The sequence below is a fragment of the Acidaminococcus sp. HCP3S3_H5 genome (assembly GCF_052122235.1).
Classification (GTDB): Bacteria; Bacillota; Negativicutes; order Acidaminococcales; family Acidaminococcaceae; genus Acidaminococcus.
In genome coordinates, this window is the sequence record NZ_JBQKCS010000004.1 from 147,624 (window position 1) to 169,869 (window position 22,246).

General features: G+C 57.7%; 23 protein-coding genes. All 23 read left to right on the plus strand.

Annotated features, from left to right (window positions below):
- The first annotated feature begins 72 nt into the window (after positions 1-72).
- The 23 genes from ACTQY5_RS06395 (at position 73) to ACTQY5_RS06505 (ending at position 22,232) form a co-directional block, all read left to right on the plus strand.
- A complete protein-coding gene (locus ACTQY5_RS06395; RefSeq protein WP_154487741.1) occupies positions 73-930 on the plus strand; it encodes a DMT family transporter in 858 nt (285 codons plus the stop codon).
- Between the two features lie 169 nt (positions 931-1,099).
- Entirely contained in the window at positions 1,100-2,494 is a 1,395-nt protein-coding gene (locus ACTQY5_RS06400) for an ISLre2 family transposase (RefSeq protein ID WP_308664668.1), read from the plus strand.
- 776 nt (positions 2,495-3,270) lie between these two features.
- A complete protein-coding gene (tkt, locus tag ACTQY5_RS06405) occupies positions 3,271-5,259 on the plus strand; it encodes a transketolase (RefSeq protein ID WP_441368965.1) in 1,989 nt (662 codons plus the stop codon).
- A gap of 57 nt (positions 5,260-5,316) precedes the next feature.
- Entirely contained in the window at positions 5,317-6,132 is an 816-nt protein-coding gene (thiD, locus tag ACTQY5_RS06410) for a bifunctional hydroxymethylpyrimidine kinase/phosphomethylpyrimidine kinase (RefSeq protein ID WP_154487743.1), read from the plus strand.
- Between the two features lie 6 nt (positions 6,133-6,138).
- Positions 6,139-6,771 (plus strand): thiamine phosphate synthase, encoded by a 633-nt coding sequence (gene thiE / locus ACTQY5_RS06415; protein ID WP_022487041.1) that lies wholly within the window; start codon positions 6,139-6,141, stop codon positions 6,769-6,771.
- A gap of 12 nt (positions 6,772-6,783) precedes the next feature.
- Positions 6,784-7,188, plus strand: a complete 405-nt coding sequence (locus tag ACTQY5_RS06420) for a hypothetical protein (protein WP_022487040.1) — start codon at positions 6,784-6,786, stop codon at positions 7,186-7,188.
- A 77-nt stretch (positions 7,189-7,265) separates the two neighbouring features.
- Positions 7,266-7,631 (plus strand): YlxM family DNA-binding protein, encoded by a 366-nt coding sequence (gene ylxM, locus ACTQY5_RS06425; protein WP_022487039.1) that lies wholly within the window; start codon positions 7,266-7,268, stop codon positions 7,629-7,631.
- Between the two features lie 2 nt (positions 7,632-7,633).
- Positions 7,634-8,980, plus strand: coding sequence for a signal recognition particle protein (gene ffh, locus ACTQY5_RS06430; protein WP_022487038.1), 1,347 nt, complete (start codon positions 7,634-7,636; stop codon positions 8,978-8,980).
- 27 nt (positions 8,981-9,007) lie between these two features.
- A complete protein-coding gene (rpsP, locus tag ACTQY5_RS06435; RefSeq protein ID WP_012937860.1) occupies positions 9,008-9,280 on the plus strand; it encodes a 30S ribosomal protein S16 in 273 nt (90 codons plus the stop codon).
- A gap of 11 nt (positions 9,281-9,291) precedes the next feature.
- Complete coding sequence (locus ACTQY5_RS06440) at positions 9,292-9,519, plus strand: KH domain-containing protein (protein ID WP_012937861.1); 228 nt, start codon at positions 9,292-9,294, stop codon at positions 9,517-9,519.
- A gap of 11 nt (positions 9,520-9,530) precedes the next feature.
- On the plus strand, positions 9,531-9,938 hold the full coding sequence (locus ACTQY5_RS06445) for a YlqD family protein (protein ID WP_022487037.1): 408 nt from the start codon (positions 9,531-9,533) through the stop codon (positions 9,936-9,938).
- 4 nt (positions 9,939-9,942) lie between these two features.
- Positions 9,943-10,437, plus strand: a complete 495-nt coding sequence (rimM, locus tag ACTQY5_RS06450) for a ribosome maturation factor RimM (protein ID WP_022487036.1) — start codon at positions 9,943-9,945, stop codon at positions 10,435-10,437.
- A gap of 1 nt (position 10,438) precedes the next feature.
- Positions 10,439-11,209: a tRNA (guanosine(37)-N1)-methyltransferase TrmD gene (gene trmD, locus ACTQY5_RS06455; RefSeq protein ID WP_279126921.1), complete on the plus strand. Its 771-nt coding sequence runs from the start codon at positions 10,439-10,441 to the stop codon at positions 11,207-11,209.
- A gap of 120 nt (positions 11,210-11,329) precedes the next feature.
- Positions 11,330-11,671: a 50S ribosomal protein L19 gene (gene rplS / locus ACTQY5_RS06460; RefSeq protein ID WP_012937865.1), complete on the plus strand. Its 342-nt coding sequence runs from the start codon at positions 11,330-11,332 to the stop codon at positions 11,669-11,671.
- Positions 11,672-11,728: 57 nt separating this feature from the next.
- Positions 11,729-12,268 carry a signal peptidase I gene (gene lepB / locus ACTQY5_RS06465; RefSeq protein ID WP_022487034.1) on the plus strand — a complete coding sequence of 180 codons (540 nt, stop codon included), beginning with the start codon at positions 11,729-11,731 and terminating at the stop codon, positions 12,266-12,268.
- 173 nt (positions 12,269-12,441) lie between these two features.
- Positions 12,442-13,329, plus strand: a complete 888-nt coding sequence (ylqF, locus tag ACTQY5_RS06470; RefSeq protein ID WP_022487033.1) for a ribosome biogenesis GTPase YlqF — start codon at positions 12,442-12,444, stop codon at positions 13,327-13,329.
- A 1-nt stretch (position 13,330) separates the two neighbouring features.
- On the plus strand, positions 13,331-14,143 hold the full coding sequence (locus ACTQY5_RS06475; protein ID WP_441368966.1) for a ribonuclease HII: 813 nt from the start codon (positions 13,331-13,333) through the stop codon (positions 14,141-14,143).
- Between the two features lie 98 nt (positions 14,144-14,241).
- A complete protein-coding gene (locus ACTQY5_RS06480; RefSeq protein ID WP_022487031.1) occupies positions 14,242-14,598 on the plus strand; it encodes a YraN family protein in 357 nt (118 codons plus the stop codon).
- A gap of 137 nt (positions 14,599-14,735) precedes the next feature.
- Positions 14,736-16,259, plus strand: a complete 1,524-nt coding sequence (locus ACTQY5_RS06485) for a YifB family Mg chelatase-like AAA ATPase (protein ID WP_441368967.1) — start codon at positions 14,736-14,738, stop codon at positions 16,257-16,259.
- Between the two features lie 12 nt (positions 16,260-16,271).
- Entirely contained in the window at positions 16,272-18,590 is a 2,319-nt protein-coding gene (locus ACTQY5_RS06490; RefSeq protein WP_441368968.1) for a prepilin peptidase, read from the plus strand.
- Entirely contained in the window at positions 18,583-19,146 is a 564-nt protein-coding gene (locus tag ACTQY5_RS06495) for a hypothetical protein (protein ID WP_022487028.1), read from the plus strand. Before ACTQY5_RS06490 ends, ACTQY5_RS06495 begins: the two co-directional genes overlap by 8 nt.
- Before the next feature lie 91 nt (positions 19,147-19,237).
- The gene (locus ACTQY5_RS06500) at positions 19,238-20,494 is read left to right on the plus strand and encodes a pyridoxal phosphate-dependent aminotransferase (RefSeq protein WP_022487027.1); all 1,257 of its coding nucleotides are present in this window, start codon (positions 19,238-19,240) and stop codon (positions 20,492-20,494) included.
- A gap of 79 nt (positions 20,495-20,573) precedes the next feature.
- Positions 20,574-22,232, plus strand: coding sequence for a nucleoside kinase (locus ACTQY5_RS06505; RefSeq protein ID WP_022487026.1), 1,659 nt, complete (start codon positions 20,574-20,576; stop codon positions 22,230-22,232).
- Positions 22,233-22,246 lie beyond the last annotated feature (14 nt).

The following is a 22,246-nucleotide window of genomic DNA, read 5'->3' on the forward strand; positions in this document are numbered from 1 at the left end:
ACCGGACCTGCCGGCCATTGCCGGAGGTCCGGTTTTTGTGTAAACTGAAAGGGATCGATTGTACAAGGAGGAATGGATGTGACACTGACTACTGAAAAAAAGGGCATCTTGGCTTCCATCCTGGCGGCGGTGTTCTTTACCACCATGGATGTGGGAGCCAAGAAACTGCTCCACCTGGGCACCGGGGAAATCACCTTCTTCCGGGGACTGGTGGGGATGCTGTTCCTGCCCTTTATGGCCCGGATGGAAACCCTGCCGGTGTTTTCCGGGAAGGACCGGGGGCTGCTCCATCTCCGGGGCCTGTTCGGATGTGCCTGCCTGCTGTTCTTTTTTTACTGCCTCAATGGATTGAAACTGGGGGACGCGGAAATCCTCACTCAGCTCTCTGCCTTTTTCATGTGTCTCCTGTCCCCGATTTTCCTCCGGGGCAGTCTCCAGAAGCGGTCGGTGCCCTGGCTGGGGGTGATCGCCTTGGGAGCGGCCATCGTCCTTCAGGTGTGGAATTTCCACTCGTTCAACCTTTATGCCCTGTTTGGAATCCTGTCCGCCTTCTTTGCAGCCAGCGCTTACGTGTGCATCGGGAAGATGACGGAGCGGGGAGGCCACACCCAGACGGAACTGGTGCTGTATTTCCAACTGTACAGCACTCTGGGAGGACTGGTGCTCATGGGTATGGACCGGTGGACCCTGCCGACAGGGGCCGAATGGGGATGGATCCTGGAAATGGCCCTGTCCGCCCTGATGGGGCAGGTGTGTCTCACCTGGGGGTGCACCCACATCCATCCTACTATGGTGAACTTTCTCATGTATACCGGCATCCTGTTCCATATCCTGGCGGGAGCTCTGCTCTGGGGCGAAGTCCTGACTGGGTATTCCTGGGTGGGCGGCAGCCTGATTGTGCTGGGGAGCGTGCTGCTGCTGAGACAGTGAGAAGAAGGGCGGTTGACAGATGACCGTTGACAGTGCTGCTGTCCATGCAGCCTTAGTGTAAAATAGTTCTCGGTAAAATGAATAAACCCTTATAAACTTGCAAAAAGGAAGACCTTCATCATATAGTATAAGTCTCTACACCAACACTATAGATAGGAGAAGGTCTTCCATGGATTTCATTGTATCAGAATTCATCAACCTAATAAAGAGGTGTTCCAACGGGCTGGCTTTGGAAAAAGAGATCTGGCGGCGGGGAATCGAGCTCCAGTGCCGGGCTTTCGCCCAGGCTCTGGAGACTTACGATGCTGAGATGGCCAGGCAGTATGCGGGAAAACAGGAAGTACTGCGGATTGACCGGCGTACTGTGCTTTGCATGTTCGGGACGGTCACATTTTCCCGCCGTCTGGTCCGGCGCGAAGGCGGAAAGCCATTCTATCCTTTGGATAATATCCTGGGTCTGTCACCTTATCAACGGTATTCTCCGTTGCTCCTGTACTCAGTAACCAAAGTGGCAGCCGGCAGCGTCTATCGGGCTGCGACTGAGGCAGTGAATACCCTGACTCCGCTGGATATCAGCCATCAGACAGTAGGCAGGATAGTCAGGACGGTGGGAGACAAGTACGCCCAGCATGAAAAAGCCCAGGCCAATTCGGCTTTCTGCAGCGAGGAATCGTTGGAAAAGCCGAAATACCTGTTCATTGAAGGCGACGGTGTCCTGATGAAGGCACAGCCGAAAGGCAGTGTTGAAATGCACCGGTTCCAGGTGGCGACTGTGGTAAAGCAGATTGGCAAGAGGCGGATCCTGACAGGGTTCCGCGTTTTTGCCGGCTTTGACCGGAAGCATGTGCTGGAGCTGCTGGAGGCCTACCTGGGCAACCATTATGACCTGTCCCAATGTATTGTCTTGAGCAACAGCGATGGAGGCAGCGGGTACACAAAGGATGTGTTCGATGAGCTTGCGGCTGGCAGCCAGCGTCACGAGCATTTCCGGGATCAGTACCATGTGAACGAAAAAATCCGTCAGCGGCTTGGGTGGGTCAGAAAGCGGGGCATGGTGGACCGTCTGCATCACAAGGTTTGGAAACACAATCTGGAAGACGTCCGCTGCTGCCTGGACATGCTGGAAAGAGAAACCAGCAACGCCGACGAGGAAGAGAACGTCAGGAAACTGCGGGCTTACCTGGGGCGGAACTGGGAATACCTGACGTCCCTGGCAATGCGGGAAGGACTGGAAGAGTACCAGAAAGGTCTGGGAACATGTGAGAGCAACCATCGGACGTACACCTGCCAGATGAAGAAGCAGGGCCGGCGCTGGAGCAAAGACGGCGGTCTGGCGATGGTCAAGGTGATCAGTGGTTTGAAGAACGGAGACCTGGAGCAGGCCCTGGCAGGGGACTTGTACGGTATGTTGCTGAAAAACCGGAAAGAGTACCGGAATGCTGTGCGGGAAGCCCTGAAAAAACCGCTCTTTGTCCCTCACGTAGGTGTCCACCAGTGCTGCATTGCCAATTACGGACCCAGCAGCAGTCCCATGGGATATTTGGCCGCAGTACTGAACTGGTGATAAGAACGGTCCCAAAGTCCGCCCTGGGAGGGGCGGGGGACCATCCGCAAGGATGGTGGTGGGGGCATCGGCGACAGCCGATACTTCGCAGGACCGGCAGACAACAATGGAGTGTACGGATAAGAGCAAGGCCTCAGGGTTTGCAGTTTCCGTTGTTGTATCCCTGGAAAGTGTGACCGTACCCCCGCCAAGGTATTCGGTCCTTTCAGGACCTCATGCCCCCACCACCGGGCAAGCCCGGTCCCCCGCCCCTGCAGGGCGGACTTGGTCTCCGGCCTTGCTGGTACTTTGTACGAGTATACATCGATTCTCCGGGAGCCGGGAGGGCAGGCCCAGGAGGAGTCGGCGGGACAACATCGGGTGTTGTCGCTCCTGGGGTGGAGCACGCGGGCGATAGGGTCCGGCTTCCTGGTCCGTAGCCGCTGCCTTTGACCGTTAGGGCAAGGCGATAGGCTGTGAGCCTCCCGACAGGGACGAACGGGTCTGCCCTCCCGGCGGAGAGCCCTCGCGGGTGTAGGGTATAGAAGTTTTTGCCCTCTGGGCGGCCGGGACGGGTTTGCCTGCGGCGAAACCCCTACGTCGTCGACCTCAAAGCAACGATAAAAAATTTTTGACCCCATTTCTGAATAACTATACGGCGATGAAGGATTCACCGAGAACTTGTTGACACATACCATGCAGCAGCACCCCTTGCGTTACCCCCTCAAATGGCCTATAATCAGAATGAATGACTGTGTATACCACTTTTTTACATCCGCTATGGAGGGATTTTTTTCATGCAAAATATTGATACTGAAAGCATCAACACCCTGCGTTTTTTGTCCATCGATGAGGTGCAGGCGGCCAATTCCGGTCACCCGGGCCTTCCTCTGGGAACCGCGCCCCTGATGTACACCATTTGGGACCGGTTCATGAAATACAATCCTGAAAACCCCAACTGGTTCGACCGGGACCGTTTCGTCCTGTCCCCGGGCCACGGCAGCGCCCTGCTCTATGCCATGCTCCATGTGGCCGGCTATGATCTGTCCCTGGAAGATCTGAAGAACTTCCGTCAGTGGGGCAGCAAGACTCCGGGCCATCCGGAATACGGTGTGACCCCCGGGGTGGATGTGTCCACCGGTCCTCTGGGCCACGGCTTTGCCATGGCAGTGGGACTGGCCATGGCGGAAGAAATGATGGCCGCCCGGTACAACAAGGAAGGCTACAAGGTGGTGGACCATTACACCTACGGCATCACCTCCGACGGGGACCAGATGGAAGGGGTGGCTTCTGAGGCCGCTTCTCTGGCCGGTACCCTGGGTCTGGGAAAACTGATCTTCCTCTATGATGACAACAAGATCACCATCGAAGGCAGCACGGACATTGCCTTCCGGGAAGATGTGGGAGCCCGGTTCAAAGCCTATGGCTGGCAGGTGCTGCGGGTGGCTTCTTCTGAAGATGTGGAAGCTTTGGCCAAAGCCATTGAAGCCGCCAAGAAGGAAACCCGGAAACCGTCCCTGATCATCGTGAAGACCCATATCGGCTTCGGCAGCCCCCGGCAGGATATGGCCAGTGCCCACGGGGAACCCCTGGGGGCGGAAAACGTGGCCAAGACCAAGGAAGCCGCCGGCTGGGACGGCAGCCAGTCCTTTGTGGTGCCGGAAGTCGTGAAGAAACATTTTGCGGACAAACTGCCCCAGTGCCGGAAAAACGAAGAAGACTGGAACAAACTGCTGGAAGACTACGGCCGGGCTTATCCGGAACTGGCACAGGAACTGGCTGACCGGCTGGACGGGAAAATGGATCTGGATGTGAAAGACCTGATGGCTGCCTTCAAGGATACGGACAGTGTGGCCACCCGGGCCGCCTCCGGTTCCGTACTCCAGCTGCTGGCTGACAAGATTCCTGCTCTTACCGGGGGCAGCGCTGACCTGGGGCCCTCCAACAAAACGGAAATGAAGGGCAAAGGCTTCTTCTCCGCCGAAGACCGGACCGGTCGGAACATCCACTTCGGCATCCGGGAACATGCCATGGGCTGCATCGTCAACGGTCTGTGCCTCCATGGCGGTATCCTGCCTTTCGGGGCCACCTTCCTGGTGTTCGCCGACTTCATGCGGCCGGCTGTGCGGATGGCGGCTCTCATGGGCATCGGCAGCGTGTTCGTCTACACCCATGACAGCGTGTTCGTAGGGGAAGACGGGCCCACCCATGAACCCATCGAACAGACCATGAGCCTGCGGCTGATCCCCAACGTATCCGTGTTCCGCCCGGCGGACGCCCTGGAAACGGCTGTGGCCTGGAAAGCCGCCTGCGAAAACCGGAAGCAGCCCACCTGCCTGCTGCTCACCCGTCAGGGTCTGCCGGTGCTCCATGGGTATGAAAAGACCATTGCCAAGGGTGCGGCCAAAGGGGCCTATGTGCTGAGCCCCTCCGCCAAAGACAAGGTGAAGGCTGTGATCATTGCCACCGGCAGTGAAGTCCATCTGGCTCTGGATGCCCAGAAAGCCCTGGAAGAAAAAGGCATTGGGGTCAATGTGGTGTCCATGCCCAGCTGGGATGTGTTCGAACAGCAGAGCAGTGCCTACAAGAAGAAAGTCCTGCCCAAGGATGTGCCTGCCATCGCCCTGGAAGCCGGAGTACGCACCGGCTGGGCCCGGTACACCGGCAGCGAGGACAGAGTCCTGGGCATCGACCGGTTCGGCGCTTCCGCCCCCGGCAAGACCGTCTACAAAGAATTCGGCTTCACCGTGGACCATGTGGTGGAAATGGTGAAGAAACTGAAGTGATTGGATGAAAAAGGCTGTCGCTCAGGCGGCAGCCTTTTTCAGAAAGAAGGAGAAAACATGTTCCATCTGTTGACCATTGCCGGGTCGGATTCTTCCGGCGGAGCCGGCATCCAGGCTGACCTGAAGACTTTTGCCGCTCATGGCTGCTACGGCATGAGCGTGATCACTGCCGTGACTGCCCAGAACACCACCGGGGTCACCGCCATCCAGAACATCGACCCGGAAGTGGTGGAAGCCCAGATCGATGCCGTATTCCAGGATATCCGGGTGGACGGGGTCAAGGTAGGGATGGTGTCCAATTCCGCTTTGATCCGGGCCATTGCCCGGAAAATGGAGGAGTACGCTCCCAAAGTGCTGGTGGTGGATCCGGTGATGGTGGCCACTTCCGGCAGCTATCTCTTGGAAAAAGAGGCCCGGAAGGACCTTCAGGAAAAACTGCTGCCTCTGGCCACCCTGATCACTCCCAACATGCAGGAAGGAGAAGTATTGTCCGGCCTTTCCATCCGCAGCCAGGATGACATGGAAAAGGCTGCGGCGGTGATCTGCCAGAAAGGGGCCAGGGCCGTGCTGCTGAAAGGCGGCCATCTGGCGGATACGGCCGATGACTACCTTCTGTATCCCGGGGAAGGGGACTGGCTGAAGGGAAAATGGTTCCCGGGCCAGCGGTTCGACAACCCCAATACCCATGGCACCGGCTGCAGCCTGTCTTCTGCCCTGGCCGCGGAACTGGCCGCCGGTCAGCCACTTCCGGAAGCCGTGGAAAAGGCCAAGGCCTATGTGGCCCTGGGCATCCAGAACGGTCTGGCGGTGGGCAAGGGCCACGGGCCCATCCACCATTTCGTGGATCTGTACCGGCATGCCGGCTGGGAGTGATGCATCATGAAAAAATTTGATTTGAGCCTGTACCTGGTCACTGACCGGAACTGTCTCCAGGGCAGGGATTTTTATGAAGCGGTGGAGGAAGCCCTCCGGGCCGGGGTGACCCTGCTCCAGCTCCGGGAAAAGCATCTGGGCCTGGAAGACCTGGTGGCGGAAGGGAAAAAGGTAAAGGCCCTGTGCCGGAAGTACCAGGTGCCCTTCCTGGTGGACGACAATGTGGAAGCGGCCAAAATCCTGGAAGCAGACGGTGTCCATCTGGGCCAGGAAGACGAGGCCATCCAGAAGGCCCGGGCGGCTCTGGGGCCGGACGCCATCATCGGCATTTCCGCCCACAATCTGGAGGAAGCCCTGGAAGCCCAGGCCCAGGGGGCCGATTACCTGGGAGTGGGGGCCCTGTATCCCACCGGGAGCAAAAAAGATGCCTCTCTGCTGCCTGCCGGAATGCTGGAAAAAATCGTCCAGGCGGTCCGGATCCCGGTTGCAGGCATCGGAGGCATCCAGGAAGACCGGATGGAGGAAGTACTGGACCAGGGTGCCGCCGGCTGTGCCATGATCAGCGCTATCCTGGGAGCTCCTGACATCACCGCTGCTGTCAGCCGGATGAAGGCCCTGATCCAGGCCCGGCAGCAGTGACGGGAGGCAGCCATGGCAAGCGACCTGAAAACGGAAAAACTGGGGAAGAAGCTCCTGTCCCGGTTCACCCGGCAGCTGACGGACCAGGTGTTCCTGTTCCTCCAGCAGGACCCGGAGCTTTATGAGGAATACCAGGCCCTGGTCCGGGACAGCAGTCCCAATGGTGTGAATTCCGTCCTGGGCCGGATGATCACCGAAGCCTATGATCTGGTGAATCTGAACAAGGAAACCCATCCCCAGTCCCCTCTTTTGAAAAAATACACCCGCCATGCAGTCCGGTGGGAAAAGGAGGACCTGGAAGTCCAGAAAAAAGTCCTTTACGGGGACCGGGACCTGTTTACGCCCCAGCCGGCCAAATCCGGTGAGGAACGGAAAGCCCCCAAAAAGAAGGGACCGGACCAGGAAAGTCTCTTCTGAGAAAAAAACTTTGCCTGTCAAGGAAAAATCCTTGACAGGTTTTTCTCTTTATAGTACAATAGCACCCGGTGATATTCATGCAGGATGAAGGCTTTGAAAAAAGGATCCGGTTCGGTCAGCTCTATGCCATCTACGGCGGGCTGCTCACGGAGAAACAGCAGAAAATCATGGAAGAGTATTTCTACGATGACCTGTCATTGGGAGAAATCGCGGAAAATACCCAGACCAGCCGTCAGGCGGTCTATGATCTGCTGCGGCGTGTGGAACAGACCCTGGAAAAGTACGAAAACAGACTTCACCTGCTGCACCAGGATCAGGAACGGCAGTTCAAGCTCCGGGGAGCGGTAAAACTCCTGGAAGCCTGCCGGATCAGTGACAGCACCGATCCCCGTTTGGGGAAGGTGGAAGATATCCTGAAAAGCATCATTGACGAAAGCAGGTAACTATGGCTTTTGAAATCCTAACCGACAAACTGACGGCAGCCATCCAGAAGCTCCGGGGACAGAAGACGGTTTCCGAACAGGATCTGAAAGAGACCCTCCGGGAAGTCCGGCTGGCCCTGCTGGAAGCGGATGTGAACTTCAAGGTCGTCAAAGAATTTACCGCCAAGATCAAGGAGCGGGCCATGGGGCAGCAGGTTGACCCCAATCTCACTCCAGGCCAATATATTGTGAAAATCGTCCATGAGGAGCTCATCGAGCTCCTGGGGGGCACCCAGAGCAAGCTGAACCAGGCGGCCAATCCGCCTACGGTAATCATGCTGGTGGGGCTCCAGGGCGCCGGCAAGACCACCACTCTGGGCAAGCTGGCCAACTACCTGCGGAAAAACGGGAAGAAGCCGCTGATGGTGGCCGGGGACGTGTACCGTCCTGCCGCCATTACCCAGCTGGAAGTCATCGGCAAACAGCTGGATATGCCGGTGTTCTCTCTGGGAGACCAGGTTTCTCCAGTGGAAATCGCCAAAGAATCCCTGAAGCGGGCCAATGCCCTCCTGTGCGATACCGTGCTCATCGATACCGCCGGCCGTCTCCATGTGGACGAGACCCTGATGAATGAGCTGAAAGACATGAAAGCCGCGGTCCATCCGGACGAAATCCTGCTGGTGGTGGATGCCATGACCGGCCAGGACGCCGTTACGGTGGCCGATTCCTTCAACAAAGCCCTGGGCATTACGGGGCTGATTGTGACCAAGCTGGACGGTGACGCCCGTGGGGGCGCCGTACTCAGCGTCAAGGCAGTGACCAACTGCCCGGTGAAGTTTGTAGGGATGGGAGAAAAACTGGATGCCCTCCAGCCCTTCTATCCTGACCGTATGGCTTCCCGGATCCTGGGCATGGGGGACGTGCTCTCCCTGATCGAAAAGGCTCAGGAAGCCATCGATGTGGATTCGGCCAAAAAAATGGCGGAATCCCTGAAGAAGAATGAATTCACCTTGGACATGTTCCTGGACCAGATGAAACAGGTCAAGAAACTGGGGTCCCTGGAATCCATTCTCAGCATGATCCCCGGCATGGGTAAATTTGCCAAGCAGCTGGAAGGGGTGGATCTGGACGGCAAGGAAGTCCGCCGGCTGGAAGCCATCATCTATTCCATGACGCCTCAGGAGCGGCAGAATCCCCGGATCATCAACGGGTCCCGGCGCAAGCGCATTGCAGCCGGCTGCGGCCAGCGGGTCCAGGATGTGAACCGGCTGCTGAAGCAGTTCGAAGAGAGCAAGAAGCTCATGAAGACCATGCAGGGTATGAACAAGTATGCACGGAAAGGCAGATTCAAACTGCCTTTCATGCAATAAAACCAATCTGGTAAGGAGGTGAATGTTGTGGCAGTTAAAATCCGTCTGAAACGTATGGGTGCCAAAAAGAGCCCCTTCTATCGTATCGTCGTTGCTGACGAACGGGCTCCCCGTGACGGCCGTTTCATCGAAACCGTAGGTACCTACGATTCCACTGTTGATCCCGCCGTGGTTACCATCGACGAAGAAAAAGCTCTGTCCTGGATGAAAAAGGGCGCACAGCCGACTGATACGGTTCGTTCCATGTTCAGCAAACAGGGTCTGATGGCGAAACTGGCTGGCGAAAAAGCAGCCAAATAAGGAGGATGACTATGAAAGAGATAGTTGAAGTGATTGCTAAGGCTATCGTGAATAATCCCTCCGAGGTCCAGGTGGAGGAAGAAAGGACCGGATCTTCCGTGATCCTGAAACTCCACGTGGCGCCTGAAGATATGGGTAAAGTGATCGGCAAACAAGGCCGCATTGCCAAGGCCATCCGTCTGGTGATGAAAGCAGCTGCTACCCGCGAAAACGTGAAAGTCATCGTTGATATCGACTAAAGGTGGTTACCATGGATAAAATGATCGTTCGGGTGCCTGTAGTCATCAAGGCCAAGGTCACTGAAGACCTGAAAGCCAAGATCATTGCAGATATGAAGCGTCAGGTCCAGGCGGCAGAACTGGATTTCGAACAGTTCCAGTTCAATGCCAAGCGGGCGCTGAATGAACAGTCCGCTGCCGGTCCGGAGGCTGTCCGGGGGCTCCAGGAGCAGATCCAGTATGAAAAGGCCCAGCGGGGCCATGCTCTCCAGGAACTGAAAGACAAGCTGGAACGGGCTGAAAACCTGGAAATCGGCAGTGAAGTCGGTCATGGTACACTGGAACGTTCTGTAGAAATCGCTGTAGGCAGCGACCTGGAAGCCCTTATGGGGGCGGAAATCGTCGTGGAAGACGGCAAAGTCGTCGGCTTCAGAGAATAAGCCTATGGAACAGCATATCGTGATTGGCAAAATTGTCGCCCCGCATGGCGTGCGGGGCGAATTTCGCATTATGCCGCAGACGGATCATCCGGAGCGGTACGCCAAAATGAAGAAGATCACCCTGGACAACGGCCGGGACTACACGGTCCAAAGCCTCCGTCAGCACAAGAATGTGTACCTGATGAAGGTGGAGGGCATTGAGACCATGAACGATGCGGAGACCCTCCGGGGCCGGACCATCGTCCTGCGGCCGGAAGAACTGCCTCCTCTGCCGGAAGGCCAGTTCTATGTCCGGGACATCATCGGCTTTGCCGCCGTGACTCCGGAAGGGGAAACGGTGGGGATGCTGAAGGATGTGATCAGCCCCGGTTCCACCGATGTGTTCGTCATTGCTCCGCCCCAGGGGGAAGATATCCTGGTGGCGGCCATTGCGGACAATATCCGGAACATCGACTGGGAAAAGAAGCAGATCACTGTGGTGCTGCCGGAGTGGATCTGAGATGAAATTCGTATTTGTCACTCTTTTCCCGGAGATGATCCGGAGCGCCTGCAGCTGGAGCATCCTGGGCCGGGCGGCTCAGGAAGGGCTCCTGTCCGTGGACTGTGTGGATCCCCGGGACTATGCCACCGACCGGCACCGGAGCGTGGACGATACCACCTGCGGCGGCGGAGCAGGGATGGTGCTGAAGCCCCAGACCTATCTGGCGGCCCTGGAACGGGCCCGGGAGCTGGCACCGGGAGCCCTGGTGGCGGCCCTGACCCCGGTGGGAGAATCCCTCCGGCAGGAACGGGTGTGTGAACTGGCCCGGAGCGGGCAGGATCTGATCCTGCTCTGCGGCCATTATGAAGGCTTTGACGAACGGATCCTGGAGGAAGCTGATCTCCGGCTTTCCATCGGGGATTTTGTGCTGACCGGAGGAGAACTGCCGGCCCTGTGCATCATGGATGCAGTGGCCCGGTTCATTCCCGGGGTGCTGGGCAAGCAGGTAAGCGCCGAGGAAGATTCCTTCCATGACAGCCTGCTGGAATACCCCCAGTACACCCGTCCGGTGGAGTACAGGGGCAAAGCCGTGCCGGAAGTCCTGCTTTCCGGCGACCACGGTAAAATCGGCCAGTGGCGGAGGAAGGAGAGCCTGCGGGCCACCTTCCTCCACCGCCCGGAACTGCTGCGGACCATGCAGTGGCAGAAGGGGGACGGGAGACTGTTCCTGGCCATGGAAGAAGAAGAAAAAGAGAAGTCCCGGACGGCCGGGAAAAGCAGGGAATCCTGACTTTTTCGGTTGCACCGGGAGCCGGCTGTATGGTATAATACAGCGTATGCATTAACGGGCGGTCCGCTGTTAGCACGTGGCTAGACATGAACGTCTTGGATTCTGAGGAGGAAATTAATAATGAACGTTATTGAAGCAATTGAAAAGGAACAGCTGCGTTCCGACATTCCCGAATTCCGTCCTGGCGATACCCTGAAGGTATATGTGAAGGTTGTGGAAGGCACCCGTGAACGGGTTCAGCTGTTTGAAGGCGTATGCATTGCCCGGAGCGGTTCTGGTGCCCGGGAAATGTTCACTGTTCGCCGCGTTGCTTCCGGCGTTGGTGTGGAAAGAATGTTCCCTGTCCATTCCCCGCGTCTGGAAAAAATCGTTGTATCCCACAGAGGTGTGGTACGCAGAGCAAAACTGTACTATCTGCGTAAACTGACCGGTAAAGCCGCTCGTATCAGAGAACGTCGGTAATCGGATCAATGAGGCAGTTGCTCCGGCAACTGCCTTTTTTATTGCAAAGGAGAAGGCATGAGCGAAGAAAAGAAATCCGGCTCCTGGCAGGATACGGTCAGTGACTGGCTGATTTCCATCATTGTGGCCGTGGTCCTGGCATTCGGGATCCGTACCTTCCTGGTGGAACCCTATATGGTATCCGGACCTTCCATGATGAACACCCTCCAGGACCAGGAACGGCTGCTGGTGAACAAGCTGGTCTATTACACCCGCCAGCCCAAACGGGGAGAAATCATCGTGTTCAAGTATCCCAGTGACACCCGGCGGGACTTCATCAAACGGGTCATCGCCGTGGGCGGGGACACCATCGAGATCCGGGACGGGAAGACCTATGTGAACGGGGAAGCCCTGGATGAAAGCTATATCCGGGAACCCTTCCACACCAACCTGCCCAAGACCACCGTCCCTGCCGGCCATATCTTTGTTATGGGGGACAACCGGAACAACTCCGAAGACAGCCGGTTCCGGGATGTGGGCTTCGTGGATCTGAGCCTGGTGAAAGGCAAAGCCAGCCTGATCTTCTGGCCCCTGGGACAGATACGGGCGCTGCCGTGAAAAAAAGGGGCTGTGAAAAAATGAAAGATCATTTTTTCACAGCCCCTTTACTACACCAAATTCCCGTTAATGCCCCGCTTTTTCCACAATTCGCTTCTGAATGGGAAGCATGGTATAATGGGGCCTATGCATATTGACAGGCGTTGCCTGTTTGGATAAGAAAGGATGTACCCATGGAAAATACAATCGGCGGAAAGAAATTCCATATCCAGTGGTTCCCCGGCCATATGACCAAGGCCAAACGGATGATGGAAGCCAACCTGAAACTGGTGGATGTGGTGGTGGAACTGCTGGACGCCAGGATTCCCCGGTCCAGTGCCAACCCCATGCTCCAGCAGCTGATCGGCAGCAAGCAGAAAATCGTGGTGCTGAACAAGACGGACATGGCAGATCCGGACCGGACCCGGGACTGGCTGGCCTATTTTAAGAAGCACAGCTTTACGGCCCTGGAGGTGGACTGTCAGAAAGGCAAGGGAGTCAAGGCCCTGGTGAATGCCATCCAGAAAGCCGGAGAACCCACCCTGGAAAAATGGCGGAAAAAGGGCGTACGGAACCGGTCCATCCGGGTGATGATCGTAGGAATCCCCAATGTGGGGAAATCCACCCTGATCAACCGGCTGCTGGGGAAGAACAAAGCCGCAGCCCAGAACAAGCCGGGGGTGACCCGGGGGCCTCAGTGGGTGATCCTGGGGAAGGGGCTGGAACTGCTGGATACCCCCGGTGTCCTGTGGCCCAAATTCGACAATCCGGAAACCGGGTTCTGCCTGGCGGTGACCGGTGCCATCCGGGAAGAGGTCTTTGATCAGGAAACCGCCGTCCATATCCTGGTCCAACGGCTGATGAAGCTGTATCCCCAGGAATTGTCCGCCAGTTACCGGATCGAACTGACACCGGAAGATACCGTGGAAGCGGCGGAGGAAAAAATCGCCCGGGCCCGGGGCTGCCTGAAAGCCGGCGGAGTCCTGGATATGAACAAAACAATCCAGATGATTCTCCGTGACTTCAAGACCGGGAAACTGGGATCCTTCTCCCTGGAAGCCGCTCCCCGGGACGAGGCCTGACATGGAAAAAAAAGAGAGCATCCAGGTAATCCGGGAACAGCTGAAACTGGGGCCGGAAGAAGCAGAACTGGAACGCTGGCGGAAGGATGGGCGGACCGGTGTCCGGAAACTGCTGGAAGCCTATGACCGGAAACAGGCAGCCCGGAAACTGGAACGGGAACGGCTGGAACGGCTCCAGGATCTGGAACGGGACTTTTGGGAACGGGGTATGGATCAGGTGGCCGGCTGCGACGAAGCGGGCCGGGGGCCGCTGGCCGGACCTTTGGTGACGGCGGCAGTGATCCTGCCTCACGGAATCTGGCTGCCCGGTCTTACCGATTCCAAAAAGGTCACTCCTGCCCGGCGGGAAACCCTGTATGGAGAGATCCTGGAACAGGCGGTTAGCGTTACCGTCAGCATCCTGGGACCCAGGGAAATCGATCGGCTGAACATCTACCAGGCGGCCAAAACCGCCATGACCCTGTGTCTGACCCATATGAAGGTGCACCCTCAGGGGGCCATTACCGATGCCATGCCCCTGGAAATCCCGGGGATCCCTGTGGAGGATATGGTTCGGGGGGACAGCAAAAGTGCAGCGGTGGCGGCCGCTTCCATCATCGCCAAGGTCACAAGGGACCATATCATGGAAGACCTGGACCGGGACTATCCCCAGTACGGATTTGCCAAACACAAGGGATACGGTACGGCCCGGCACATCCAGGCCATCCTGGACTGCGGCCCCAGCCCCTGGCACCGGAGAAGCTTCGAACCTCTGAAGTCCATGGATCTGAAAGAACCCGCCGTCAGTGAAAACAAACTGCTGAAGTTGAAATAGGGGGCTGTTGCCAGGGCAACAGCCCGGTCAGCGGTCAGCTGTCAACGGCTTAAGGAAGTCAGCAAAGCTGACATTGAACAAAAAAGGAGGGAATCAGTATGGTCCACCAACGCCGCCGGTTCGGGAACTGGGGGGAGGAGGCGGCCGTCCGCTATCTGGAAAAACAGGGATATGAGATCCTGGACCGGAACTACCGGAGCAGTTGGGGAGAAATCGACATCATTGCCCGGCACTGGGGAGTGCTGGCCTTTGTGGAAGTAAAGACCCGGCACAGTCTGAAATTCGGCCGCCCTGCCGCCGCCGTGACCCGGGACAAACAGATCCGCCTCCGGAAAACCGCCTGGTGCTACCTGCGGGAGAATCCGGTGATCCGGTACAGGAGCCGGTTCGATATTATCGAGATCCTGGATCTGTATGGGAAAATTTCTCTGAATCATTTGAAGAATTGCTTTTAAGTATAAAATCTGTCAATGGTCAACTGCCGATGGATGCCAGCGTGGGTGGCTTTGGATGAAGAAATCGGTGGTTTCTCCAATCACGGCAAACGACACACGATGAACGACTCACGATACACGACAAAGGAGCTGATTCCATGTACGCACGGACCTGGGGGGAAACCACCCGCGGGATCAACGGAGAAATGGTTACAGTGGAGGTGGATGTGACCAACGGCATGCCTGCCTTTGAAATGGTGGGGCTGCCGGATACGGCAGTGAAAGAGGCCCGGGAGCGGGTGAAGACTGCGGTGAAGAATTCCGGCTTCCGGTTCCCGGACACCCACATAACCGTGAACCTGGCTCCGGCAGACCTGAAAAAGGATGGGGCCGGACTGGATCTGCCCATTGCCCTGGGGGTGCTGGCTGCCAAGAAGTATGTGAAACTGCCGGACCCCATGCCTGTGTTCGCCGGAGAGCTGGCCTTGGATGGATCCCTGCGCCCGGTCAACGGGATCCTGCCCATGATCCTCCGGGCCCGGGACGAAGGGCTTCCGGCCATTTTCATCCCTTCCGGCAACGCCACCGAAGGGGAACTGGTGGACGGGATCCAGGTGTATACCGCGGACAACCTGGGGCAGATCGTGGACCATTTCCAGGGAAAGCTGCCTCTGGAGCCTCTGGCCAAAAAGGTGCTGGAACTGGAGAAACCCCTGGAGGATACCGTGGACTTTGCAGACGTCCAGGGCCAGAAAGTGGCCAAGCGGGCCCTGGAGATTGCTGCGGCGGGAGGCCACAATGTGCTGATGGTGGGGGCGCCCGGAGCCGGAAAGACCATGCTGGCCCGGCGGTTGCCTTCCATCCTGCCGCCCATGACCGAGGAAGAAGCCCTGGAAGTGACCAAAATCTACAGCATCTCCGGCCTTTTGAAAGGCCACCACGGCATTATGGTGGAACGGCCTTTCCGGAGCCCCCACCACACGGTTTCCCAGTCGGCACTCATCGGAGGGGGCAGCATCCCCCATCCCGGAGAGGTGACCCTCAGCCATCACGGAGTCCTGTTTCTGGACGAGCTGCCGGAATTTTCCCGGAGCGCCCTGGAAGTGCTCCGGCAGCCCCTGGAAGACGGGATGGTCACCATCAGCCGGGTCCAGGCCTCTCTCACCTATCCCGCCCGGTTCATCCTGGTGGCGGCCCAGAATCCCTGTCCCTGCGGGTTCTGGGGAGAAGAGGACAACCTTCACCAGTGCACCTGCCGGCCCGGGGACATCGCCCGGTATCAGAAGAAAATTTCCGGGCCCCTCCTGGACCGGATCGACATCCAGATCCACGTGCCCCGGCTCCAGTACCAGGAAATGAAAAGCAGAAAGAAGGGGGAAAGCTCCGCGGCCATCCGGGAACGGGTGGTGGCAGCCCGTCAGATCCAGCGGGAACGGCTGAAAGGCACCCACCTGTTCTGCAACGCCAGTATGGGCCGGCGGGAGGTCAAGGCCTTCTGTCCTCTGACACCTCAGGCGGAAGCCCTGCTGGAAAAATATTTCGTCAGCCTGGGCCTCAGTGCCCGGAGCCATGACCGGATCATCAAAGTGGCCCGGACCATTGCGGATCTGGCCGGCAGTGAGGACATCACGGCGTTCCATCTGGGCGAAGCCATCCAGCTGCGGACCAGCATCCAGGGATAGGAGGGCGGAACCATGATTTCCCTTCCATGGCTGTCTTTGCTCATTTCCTTTTTCTGGTTCGCCCTGGGCTCCTGTCTGGGCAGCTTCCTGAATCTGTGCGCCAACCGGCTCCGGCGGGAAGAATCCATTATCTGGGGCCGGTCCCATTGTGACAGCTGCGGCCATATCCTGGGGCCGGGAGAACTGATCCCTCTGGTCAGTTATCTGCGCCAGAAGGGAAAATGCCGGCACTGCGGCAAAGAACTGACCGTATCCCTGTTCTGGCGGGAAGCGGAAGCCGGAGCCCTGTTCCTGCTCCTTTCCCGGATGCCCGGGCCTCCGGCGGTACTGGCTCTGAGGCTGGCTTGTGTGAGCCTACTGCTCTTTATGGCTTGGACGGACAGGGACGAAATGCAGCTGTACGAAGTTTTTTTCCTTCCCCTGGGACTGTTGTTCCTGCTTCTCCACGGACTGACGGACGGAGATTTTTTGTCTCCTCTGACAGGGGCCGGACTGCTGGGGGGACTGCTCCAGCTGATCCACTGGCGGTATCCCCAGGGCATGGGAGCCGGGGATCCCAAACTGGCAGCGGTGATGGGTCTGTGGCTGGGACCCTGGACAGGGCTCCAGGGCCTTTTCCTGGCTGCCGGCCTTGCTTTTGTTTCCGTCTGTCTGTTTGCCTTTAATCCGGAAAACAACGGATGGGACAAGGCACCAGTACAGGTGCCCCTGGCTCCCTATTTCGTCCTGGCCGGACTGCTGCTCCGGTTCCGTTCTGTCTTTGGGCTGATGGAACCGGACAGGATGCTGCTGTGTGTCCTTGGGCTTGCAGGACCGGGGCTGGAAGAAGGAAAAGCCCGGCTGGGCCAGGCTGCAGGGTGGCTCCGGCGCCGGCTGTCTCCCTGGCCCCGGCAGCTGCTGGGTGTTCAGATCAGCGGAGACCGGGTGACTCTGGTTCAGGTCCGGAAAAAGAAGAAAGCCTGGGAAGTGGAACGGTACCAGGAACTGGCCTGGCCGGAACGGATCCGGCTGGCCCTGTACCGGCAGCAGGGGGAGGAACCGGCCCTGTGGCTCCAGGAAGTCTGTGCCAAACGGGGGGTTACAGCCCAATCTATCCTGTGGCTCCTGGGGCCGGATCTGTTGGAATTCCGGAATCTGTCCCTGCCCGGTCTGTCCCGGAAGGAACAGATCCAGGCGGCATCCTGGGAGATCCTACAGCAGATCCCCTATCCCCCGGGTTCTTTTGCCCTGGGGACGGAACCCTGTCCGGACCGGAAGGAAGAAATCCTGGCGGGAGCCGTGCCCCTGGCCCTGCTGGATACCGTAGGGGTCATCAGCCGGCAGCTGGATTGGGAAATCCTGCAGGTGGAAGGGGCTCCGGCGGCCTGGGGATGGTGGCTGGAAAAAGAGGAGGCGGGATTTCTCCTGATCCTGGGAGAAGAAGGCCTCCAGGGGGCCTGGTATGCCCGGGGCCGTCTCCTGGCCTGTCGGAACCTGCCGGGATCCGGTCGGGGAGAACCTTTCCGGGACCAGCGGGACGAGGCGGTGGAAACCCTGTGGGAACATCTGTCTCCCGGGGTCCGGGACCGGTTCCAGGACGGGCCGTCCGGTCTGTATCTGGCCGGCGGTACGGAACAGGAACAGGCTGCCTGGCTGGAATTCTTCCGGCAGCAGTGGGAATGCCCTGCTCAGGTCCTGGAACTGGAACCCCGCTTCCAATGGGCTCCCTATTATGAAGAGAAAAAGCAGGCGGTTCTTACAGCTGGCCTGTGGGGTGTTTTGGGAGGGATCCTGGGGGCCGGACGGGAGAGTGGTTTCTGCTTTTCCCTGTTCCGGCAGGGAACGGGAAGGCTGTCCCGGATCTCCTGGTCGGCCCTGGGAAAGAAACTGGCGGCGGTTTCCCTGATCCTTTGTCTATGGCTGGCCGGATGCCTTTTCCTGGCCCGGAAGGAACAGGAACGGTGCATCTTACAGCTGCAGCAGGTCTCCGGCTGGGAAACCTTCTGGCAGGCACAGCAGCAGCGGCGGAAACAGCTGGCCCGGCAGCAGAAAGAAAAAAAGCAGCGGATCCGGCAGCAGGTGAACTGGGGGGATTTCCTGACTCTCCTGGGGAACCAGGTGCCGTCAGACTGCTGGCTTACCCGGGTGGAACAGCAGAAGGAGGGAAAGGTCCTGCATCTGGAAGGCCGGAGCCTGAAAAGGAATGGGGCTCTCCAGCTGGTAAAACGCCTCCAGCAGCGGCCGGAAGTGATCCAGGTGAAACTGGACCGGCTGGAACAGGAAGAAAGGGAATCAGATCTGACCGGTTTTGCCCTCCAGATCCGTCTGAAAGAGGAGGAAACTCATGGATGAAAAGAAACCGCTGGTTTCCCGGCTCCGGGAGGATCCGTTCCAGGGAGCCCTGCTAGGCCTGGGCGTACTGTGCCTGTGGACCTGGCTGGTGCTCCCTCTGGGCCGGGAACTGCTGACTGTGAAAAGACAGAATGAGGTCCGGAAGGAGAAACTGGAGCAGCTGGCCCTTTTTGCAGCCCGGTGGGATCCGGAACAGGAGGCCCGGGAAAAAAGTCTGCTGGAACAGGGAAAACGGGAGAATCCCTCCCTGCCTCCGGAAGCCTGGCTGGGGGCCCTGGAAGCTGCCGCTGCCCGGAACGGGCTCCAGGTGATCCGACTGGCTCCCCTGACTCCGAAAGGAAAAAAGGATCCGGCTGGCCTGGAAGCGGAACTGGAAGGCTCCTATCCCCGGCTGGTGACTTTTTTCCGCTGGTGGGAAGCCCGGTATCCCGGGGTGTGGACCCGGGAGGGGCGGCTGGAGGCCCGGGAAAAAGGGGAAAAAGTGCTGTTTCACGGAAAATTCATAACAGGCCCTGTGAAAAGTTCCAAATCGGGAGAAATACACACTTCTTATTGACCGATTTCGTTAATAATGAGATAATAGAATGTACAACGATTATTCTCGTTTTAAAAACGTTCGCTTTTTACTGAGGGGAGGACCTATTATTATGATGAACAGCTGTGTTGCACCACATGCCCAGAAGAAGACCAAGCCGTCCAAGGACCGTATTTTTGGAGCCAGCGAAGCGGCCCAGAAACGGATCAGCGAAATCGGCGCAGATGCGGTGATCAATGCCACCATCGGCTGCATCCTGGACAATGATGAAAACTTTGTGGTGCTGCCCACAGTCAGCAAAGTATACCGGAGCCTGAAAGACGCGGAATATTTTAAATATGCCCCCATCATGGGCCTGCCGGAATATCTGGAACTGGTTCAGAACGCCTGCTTCAGCCAGTCCCGTCCGGAAGGGTTTACGGCAGCCATTGCCACCGCCGGAGGCACCGGGGCCATCCATCATGCTGTCTGGAATTATGCGGAAGCCGGAGATACCGTTCTGACCTCTGCCTGGTACTGGGGAGCCTACAACCAGATCTGCGAGGATATGGACCGTCACCTGGCCACTTATCCCATGACCACCCCGGAACACAAGTTCAACCTGGCCGGCTGTGAAGCCAAAGTCCGGGAAATCCTGGCCCAACAGGACCGGATCCTGCTGATTATCAATACTCCGGCCCACAATCCCACCGGGTTCAGCCTGACTCCGGAAGACATTGAAAATGTGGTGAAGATGCTGGAAGCCGCCATTGCCGGTACCGACAAAACCGCCGCTCTGTGCCTGGATGTGGCTTACATCGACTATGCCGGGGAACGGGAAGAAGTCCGGAAAATCTTCCGGAAGCTGTCCAACCTGCCCAAAAACATCTTTGGCCTGATCGCCTACAGCCTGTCCAAGAGTTTCACCATGTACGGCCAGCGCTGCGGAGCTCTTATCGGGGTCACCAGTGATGAAAAACAGATCCTGGAATTCATCAACGCCAACAAATACACCAGCCGGGCCTGCTGGTCCAACTGCAACCGGGGTGCCATGGATACCCTGGACACCATCTACAGTGATCCGGAACTGCTGGAAACCATCCAGAAGGAACGGGCCCATTACTACAGCATGATCCAGGAACGGGGAGACATCTTTACGGATGAAGCCAAAAAGTGCGGCCTGAAGATGCTGCCCTACATTTCCGGTTTCTTCCTGTCCATTCCCGCCAAGGATCCGGAAGCGGTCTGCGACCGGCTCCATGAAGACAATATTTTCTGCGTGCCTCTGGCAGCCGGGGTCCGGGTAGCCGTATGCGGAGTGCCCAAGCATAAAGTCTACGGCATGGCAGCCAAAATCAAAGCAGCCATGGACGAAGTGGGAGAAGACTAAAAAACAAAAGGAGCCGGAAAGCAGCACAGGCAGCCTGCGGGCTGACAGATCCAGAAAACAGAAAAGGGGAGCGGAACAGATGCAGATTACAGGACCAGACGGAAAACCAAAAGCATTTCAGGACGGGACGCCTCTCGGAGTCATCGCCCAATCCTACAAACAGCTCTACAGCAGTCCCGTGGCGCTGGGGGTGGTGAACGGCCAGCCCCAGCCGCTGCAGCTGTGTCCTCAGGACGGGGATCATGTGACCTTCTATCCCCTGGACAGTGAGCAGGGATACCGGTCCTACATTGCCACCTTCCAGTTTGCCCTGATTGCCGCCATGAACCGGAGACGGCCGGAAATCCAGCTGGAAGTGGAAAACACCTTTGGTCATGGCCTTTTCTGTTCGGTCAAGAACAAGATCTTCCTGAGCAAATATGATCTGGAAGATGTGACCCACTGCATGGAAGAGATGATCCGGGATCAGGAACCGGTCCAGATCCGGCAGCTGAGCCGGGATGAAGCCCGGTCCTATGTGAAGCCCCAGTTCTTCCAGGATGAGGCTCCTTTGCTGGATGCCCTGCCGGAGGATTACCGGATCAACCTTTACGGGGTGGGGGACCGGTTTGCCTATTCGGTGATGCCCCTGCTGCCCAATCTGGGCTGCCTGAAGGCCTTTGAACTGGTGTGGATGGGGTCCGGGATCCTGCTCCGGTACGGCCGCCAGGACCAGCTGGACCGTCTGGAACCCTATGTGGAACGGAAAAAGCTGGCGGCAGTCTATGCCCAGTCGGAAAAAATGGGCCAGGTGATGCACTGTCCTACGGTGGCAGCCCTGAACCAGTACATCCGGGAAGGGAACAGCCGGGGCATCATCCAGATGTGCGAAGCCTACCATGAAAAATCCATTGCCCGGATCGCTGATGAAATCGACGCGGATGGACGGAATGTACGGCTGGTGCTGATCGCCGGCCCCTCTTCCTCCGGGAAGACCACCTTTTCCCAGCGGCTGGCAGTGCAGATGCGGGTGAACGGCCTGCGGCCCATTCCCATTTCCCTGGACAATTATTTCAAGGAGCGGGAGCAGACCCCTCGTCTGCCGGATGGCAGCTACGATTTTGAATCCATTGAAGCCCTGGATACAGAATTGTTCAATGAGCATATGGAACGGCTGCTCCGGGACGAAACCGTGGAAATCCCTTACTTCAATTTCAAGACCGGCCACCGGGAATATCGGGGCCAGAAGGTGTATCTGGGGGATGACGGAGTCCTGGTAGTGGAAGGCATCCATGGGATGAACGAGAAGCTTTCCGCCCGGGTCCGGCGCAGGAACAAGCTGAAGATCTACATCAGCGCCCTGACGCCTCTTTCTTTTGATGATTACAACCGGATTCCCACCACCGATATGCGGCTGCTCCGCCGGATGGTCCGGGATTCCCAGTTCCGCTCCCATGATGCCCGCCAGACCATCCAGAACTGGCACAAGGTGCGTCAGGGAGAAGAACGGAACATTTTTCCCTTCAGCGAAGAAGCGGACATTATGTTCAATACCACCCTCATTTATGAGCTGGCCGTATTCAAAAAATATGCCTGCCCCCTGCTGGAACAGATTCCCCGGGATGCAGCAGAATATCCGGTTGCCCGCAATTTCCTGGATATGCTGCAGATCGTAGAATCCATAGACGACAAGGCCATTCCCAACAACTCCATTATCCGGGAATTCATTGGCCATTCGATTTTTGGAGATTTACTGTAAGGAGGAACAAGAAC

What these genes read in the sequence shown, in the direction of transcription:
- ACTQY5_RS06395 (WP_154487741.1), top strand. Translation starts at nt 73, where the DNA reads ATGGATGTGACACTGACTACTGAAAAAAAGGGCATCTTGGCTTCCATC.
- ACTQY5_RS06400 (WP_308664668.1), top strand. Translation starts at nt 1,100, where the DNA reads ATGGATTTCATTGTATCAGAATTCATCAACCTAATAAAGAGGTGTTCC.
- tkt (WP_441368965.1), top strand. Translation starts at nt 3,271, where the DNA reads ATGCAAAATATTGATACTGAAAGCATCAACACCCTGCGTTTTTTGTCC.
- thiD (WP_154487743.1), top strand. Translation starts at nt 5,317, where the DNA reads ATGTTCCATCTGTTGACCATTGCCGGGTCGGATTCTTCCGGCGGAGCC.
- thiE (WP_022487041.1), top strand. Translation starts at nt 6,139, where the DNA reads ATGAAAAAATTTGATTTGAGCCTGTACCTGGTCACTGACCGGAACTGT.
- ACTQY5_RS06420 (WP_022487040.1), top strand. Translation starts at nt 6,784, where the DNA reads ATGGCAAGCGACCTGAAAACGGAAAAACTGGGGAAGAAGCTCCTGTCC.
- ylxM (WP_022487039.1), top strand. Translation starts at nt 7,266, where the DNA reads ATGCAGGATGAAGGCTTTGAAAAAAGGATCCGGTTCGGTCAGCTCTAT.
- ffh (WP_022487038.1), top strand. Translation starts at nt 7,634, where the DNA reads ATGGCTTTTGAAATCCTAACCGACAAACTGACGGCAGCCATCCAGAAG.
- ACTQY5_RS06440 (WP_012937861.1), top strand. Translation starts at nt 9,292, where the DNA reads ATGAAAGAGATAGTTGAAGTGATTGCTAAGGCTATCGTGAATAATCCC.
- ACTQY5_RS06445 (WP_022487037.1), top strand. Translation starts at nt 9,531, where the DNA reads ATGGATAAAATGATCGTTCGGGTGCCTGTAGTCATCAAGGCCAAGGTC.
- rimM (WP_022487036.1), top strand. Translation starts at nt 9,943, where the DNA reads ATGGAACAGCATATCGTGATTGGCAAAATTGTCGCCCCGCATGGCGTG.
- trmD (WP_279126921.1), top strand. Translation starts at nt 10,439, where the DNA reads ATGAAATTCGTATTTGTCACTCTTTTCCCGGAGATGATCCGGAGCGCC.
- rplS (WP_012937865.1), top strand. Translation starts at nt 11,330, where the DNA reads ATGAACGTTATTGAAGCAATTGAAAAGGAACAGCTGCGTTCCGACATT.
- lepB (WP_022487034.1), top strand. Translation starts at nt 11,729, where the DNA reads ATGAGCGAAGAAAAGAAATCCGGCTCCTGGCAGGATACGGTCAGTGAC.
- ylqF (WP_022487033.1), top strand. Translation starts at nt 12,442, where the DNA reads ATGGAAAATACAATCGGCGGAAAGAAATTCCATATCCAGTGGTTCCCC.
- ACTQY5_RS06475 (WP_441368966.1), top strand. Translation starts at nt 13,331, where the DNA reads ATGGAAAAAAAAGAGAGCATCCAGGTAATCCGGGAACAGCTGAAACTG.
- ACTQY5_RS06480 (WP_022487031.1), top strand. Translation starts at nt 14,242, where the DNA reads ATGGTCCACCAACGCCGCCGGTTCGGGAACTGGGGGGAGGAGGCGGCC.
- ACTQY5_RS06485 (WP_441368967.1), top strand. Translation starts at nt 14,736, where the DNA reads ATGTACGCACGGACCTGGGGGGAAACCACCCGCGGGATCAACGGAGAA.
- ACTQY5_RS06490 (WP_441368968.1), top strand. Translation starts at nt 16,272, where the DNA reads ATGATTTCCCTTCCATGGCTGTCTTTGCTCATTTCCTTTTTCTGGTTC.
- ACTQY5_RS06495 (WP_022487028.1), top strand. Translation starts at nt 18,583, where the DNA reads ATGGATGAAAAGAAACCGCTGGTTTCCCGGCTCCGGGAGGATCCGTTC.
- ACTQY5_RS06500 (WP_022487027.1), top strand. Translation starts at nt 19,238, where the DNA reads ATGATGAACAGCTGTGTTGCACCACATGCCCAGAAGAAGACCAAGCCG.
- ACTQY5_RS06505 (WP_022487026.1), top strand. Translation starts at nt 20,574, where the DNA reads ATGCAGATTACAGGACCAGACGGAAAACCAAAAGCATTTCAGGACGGG.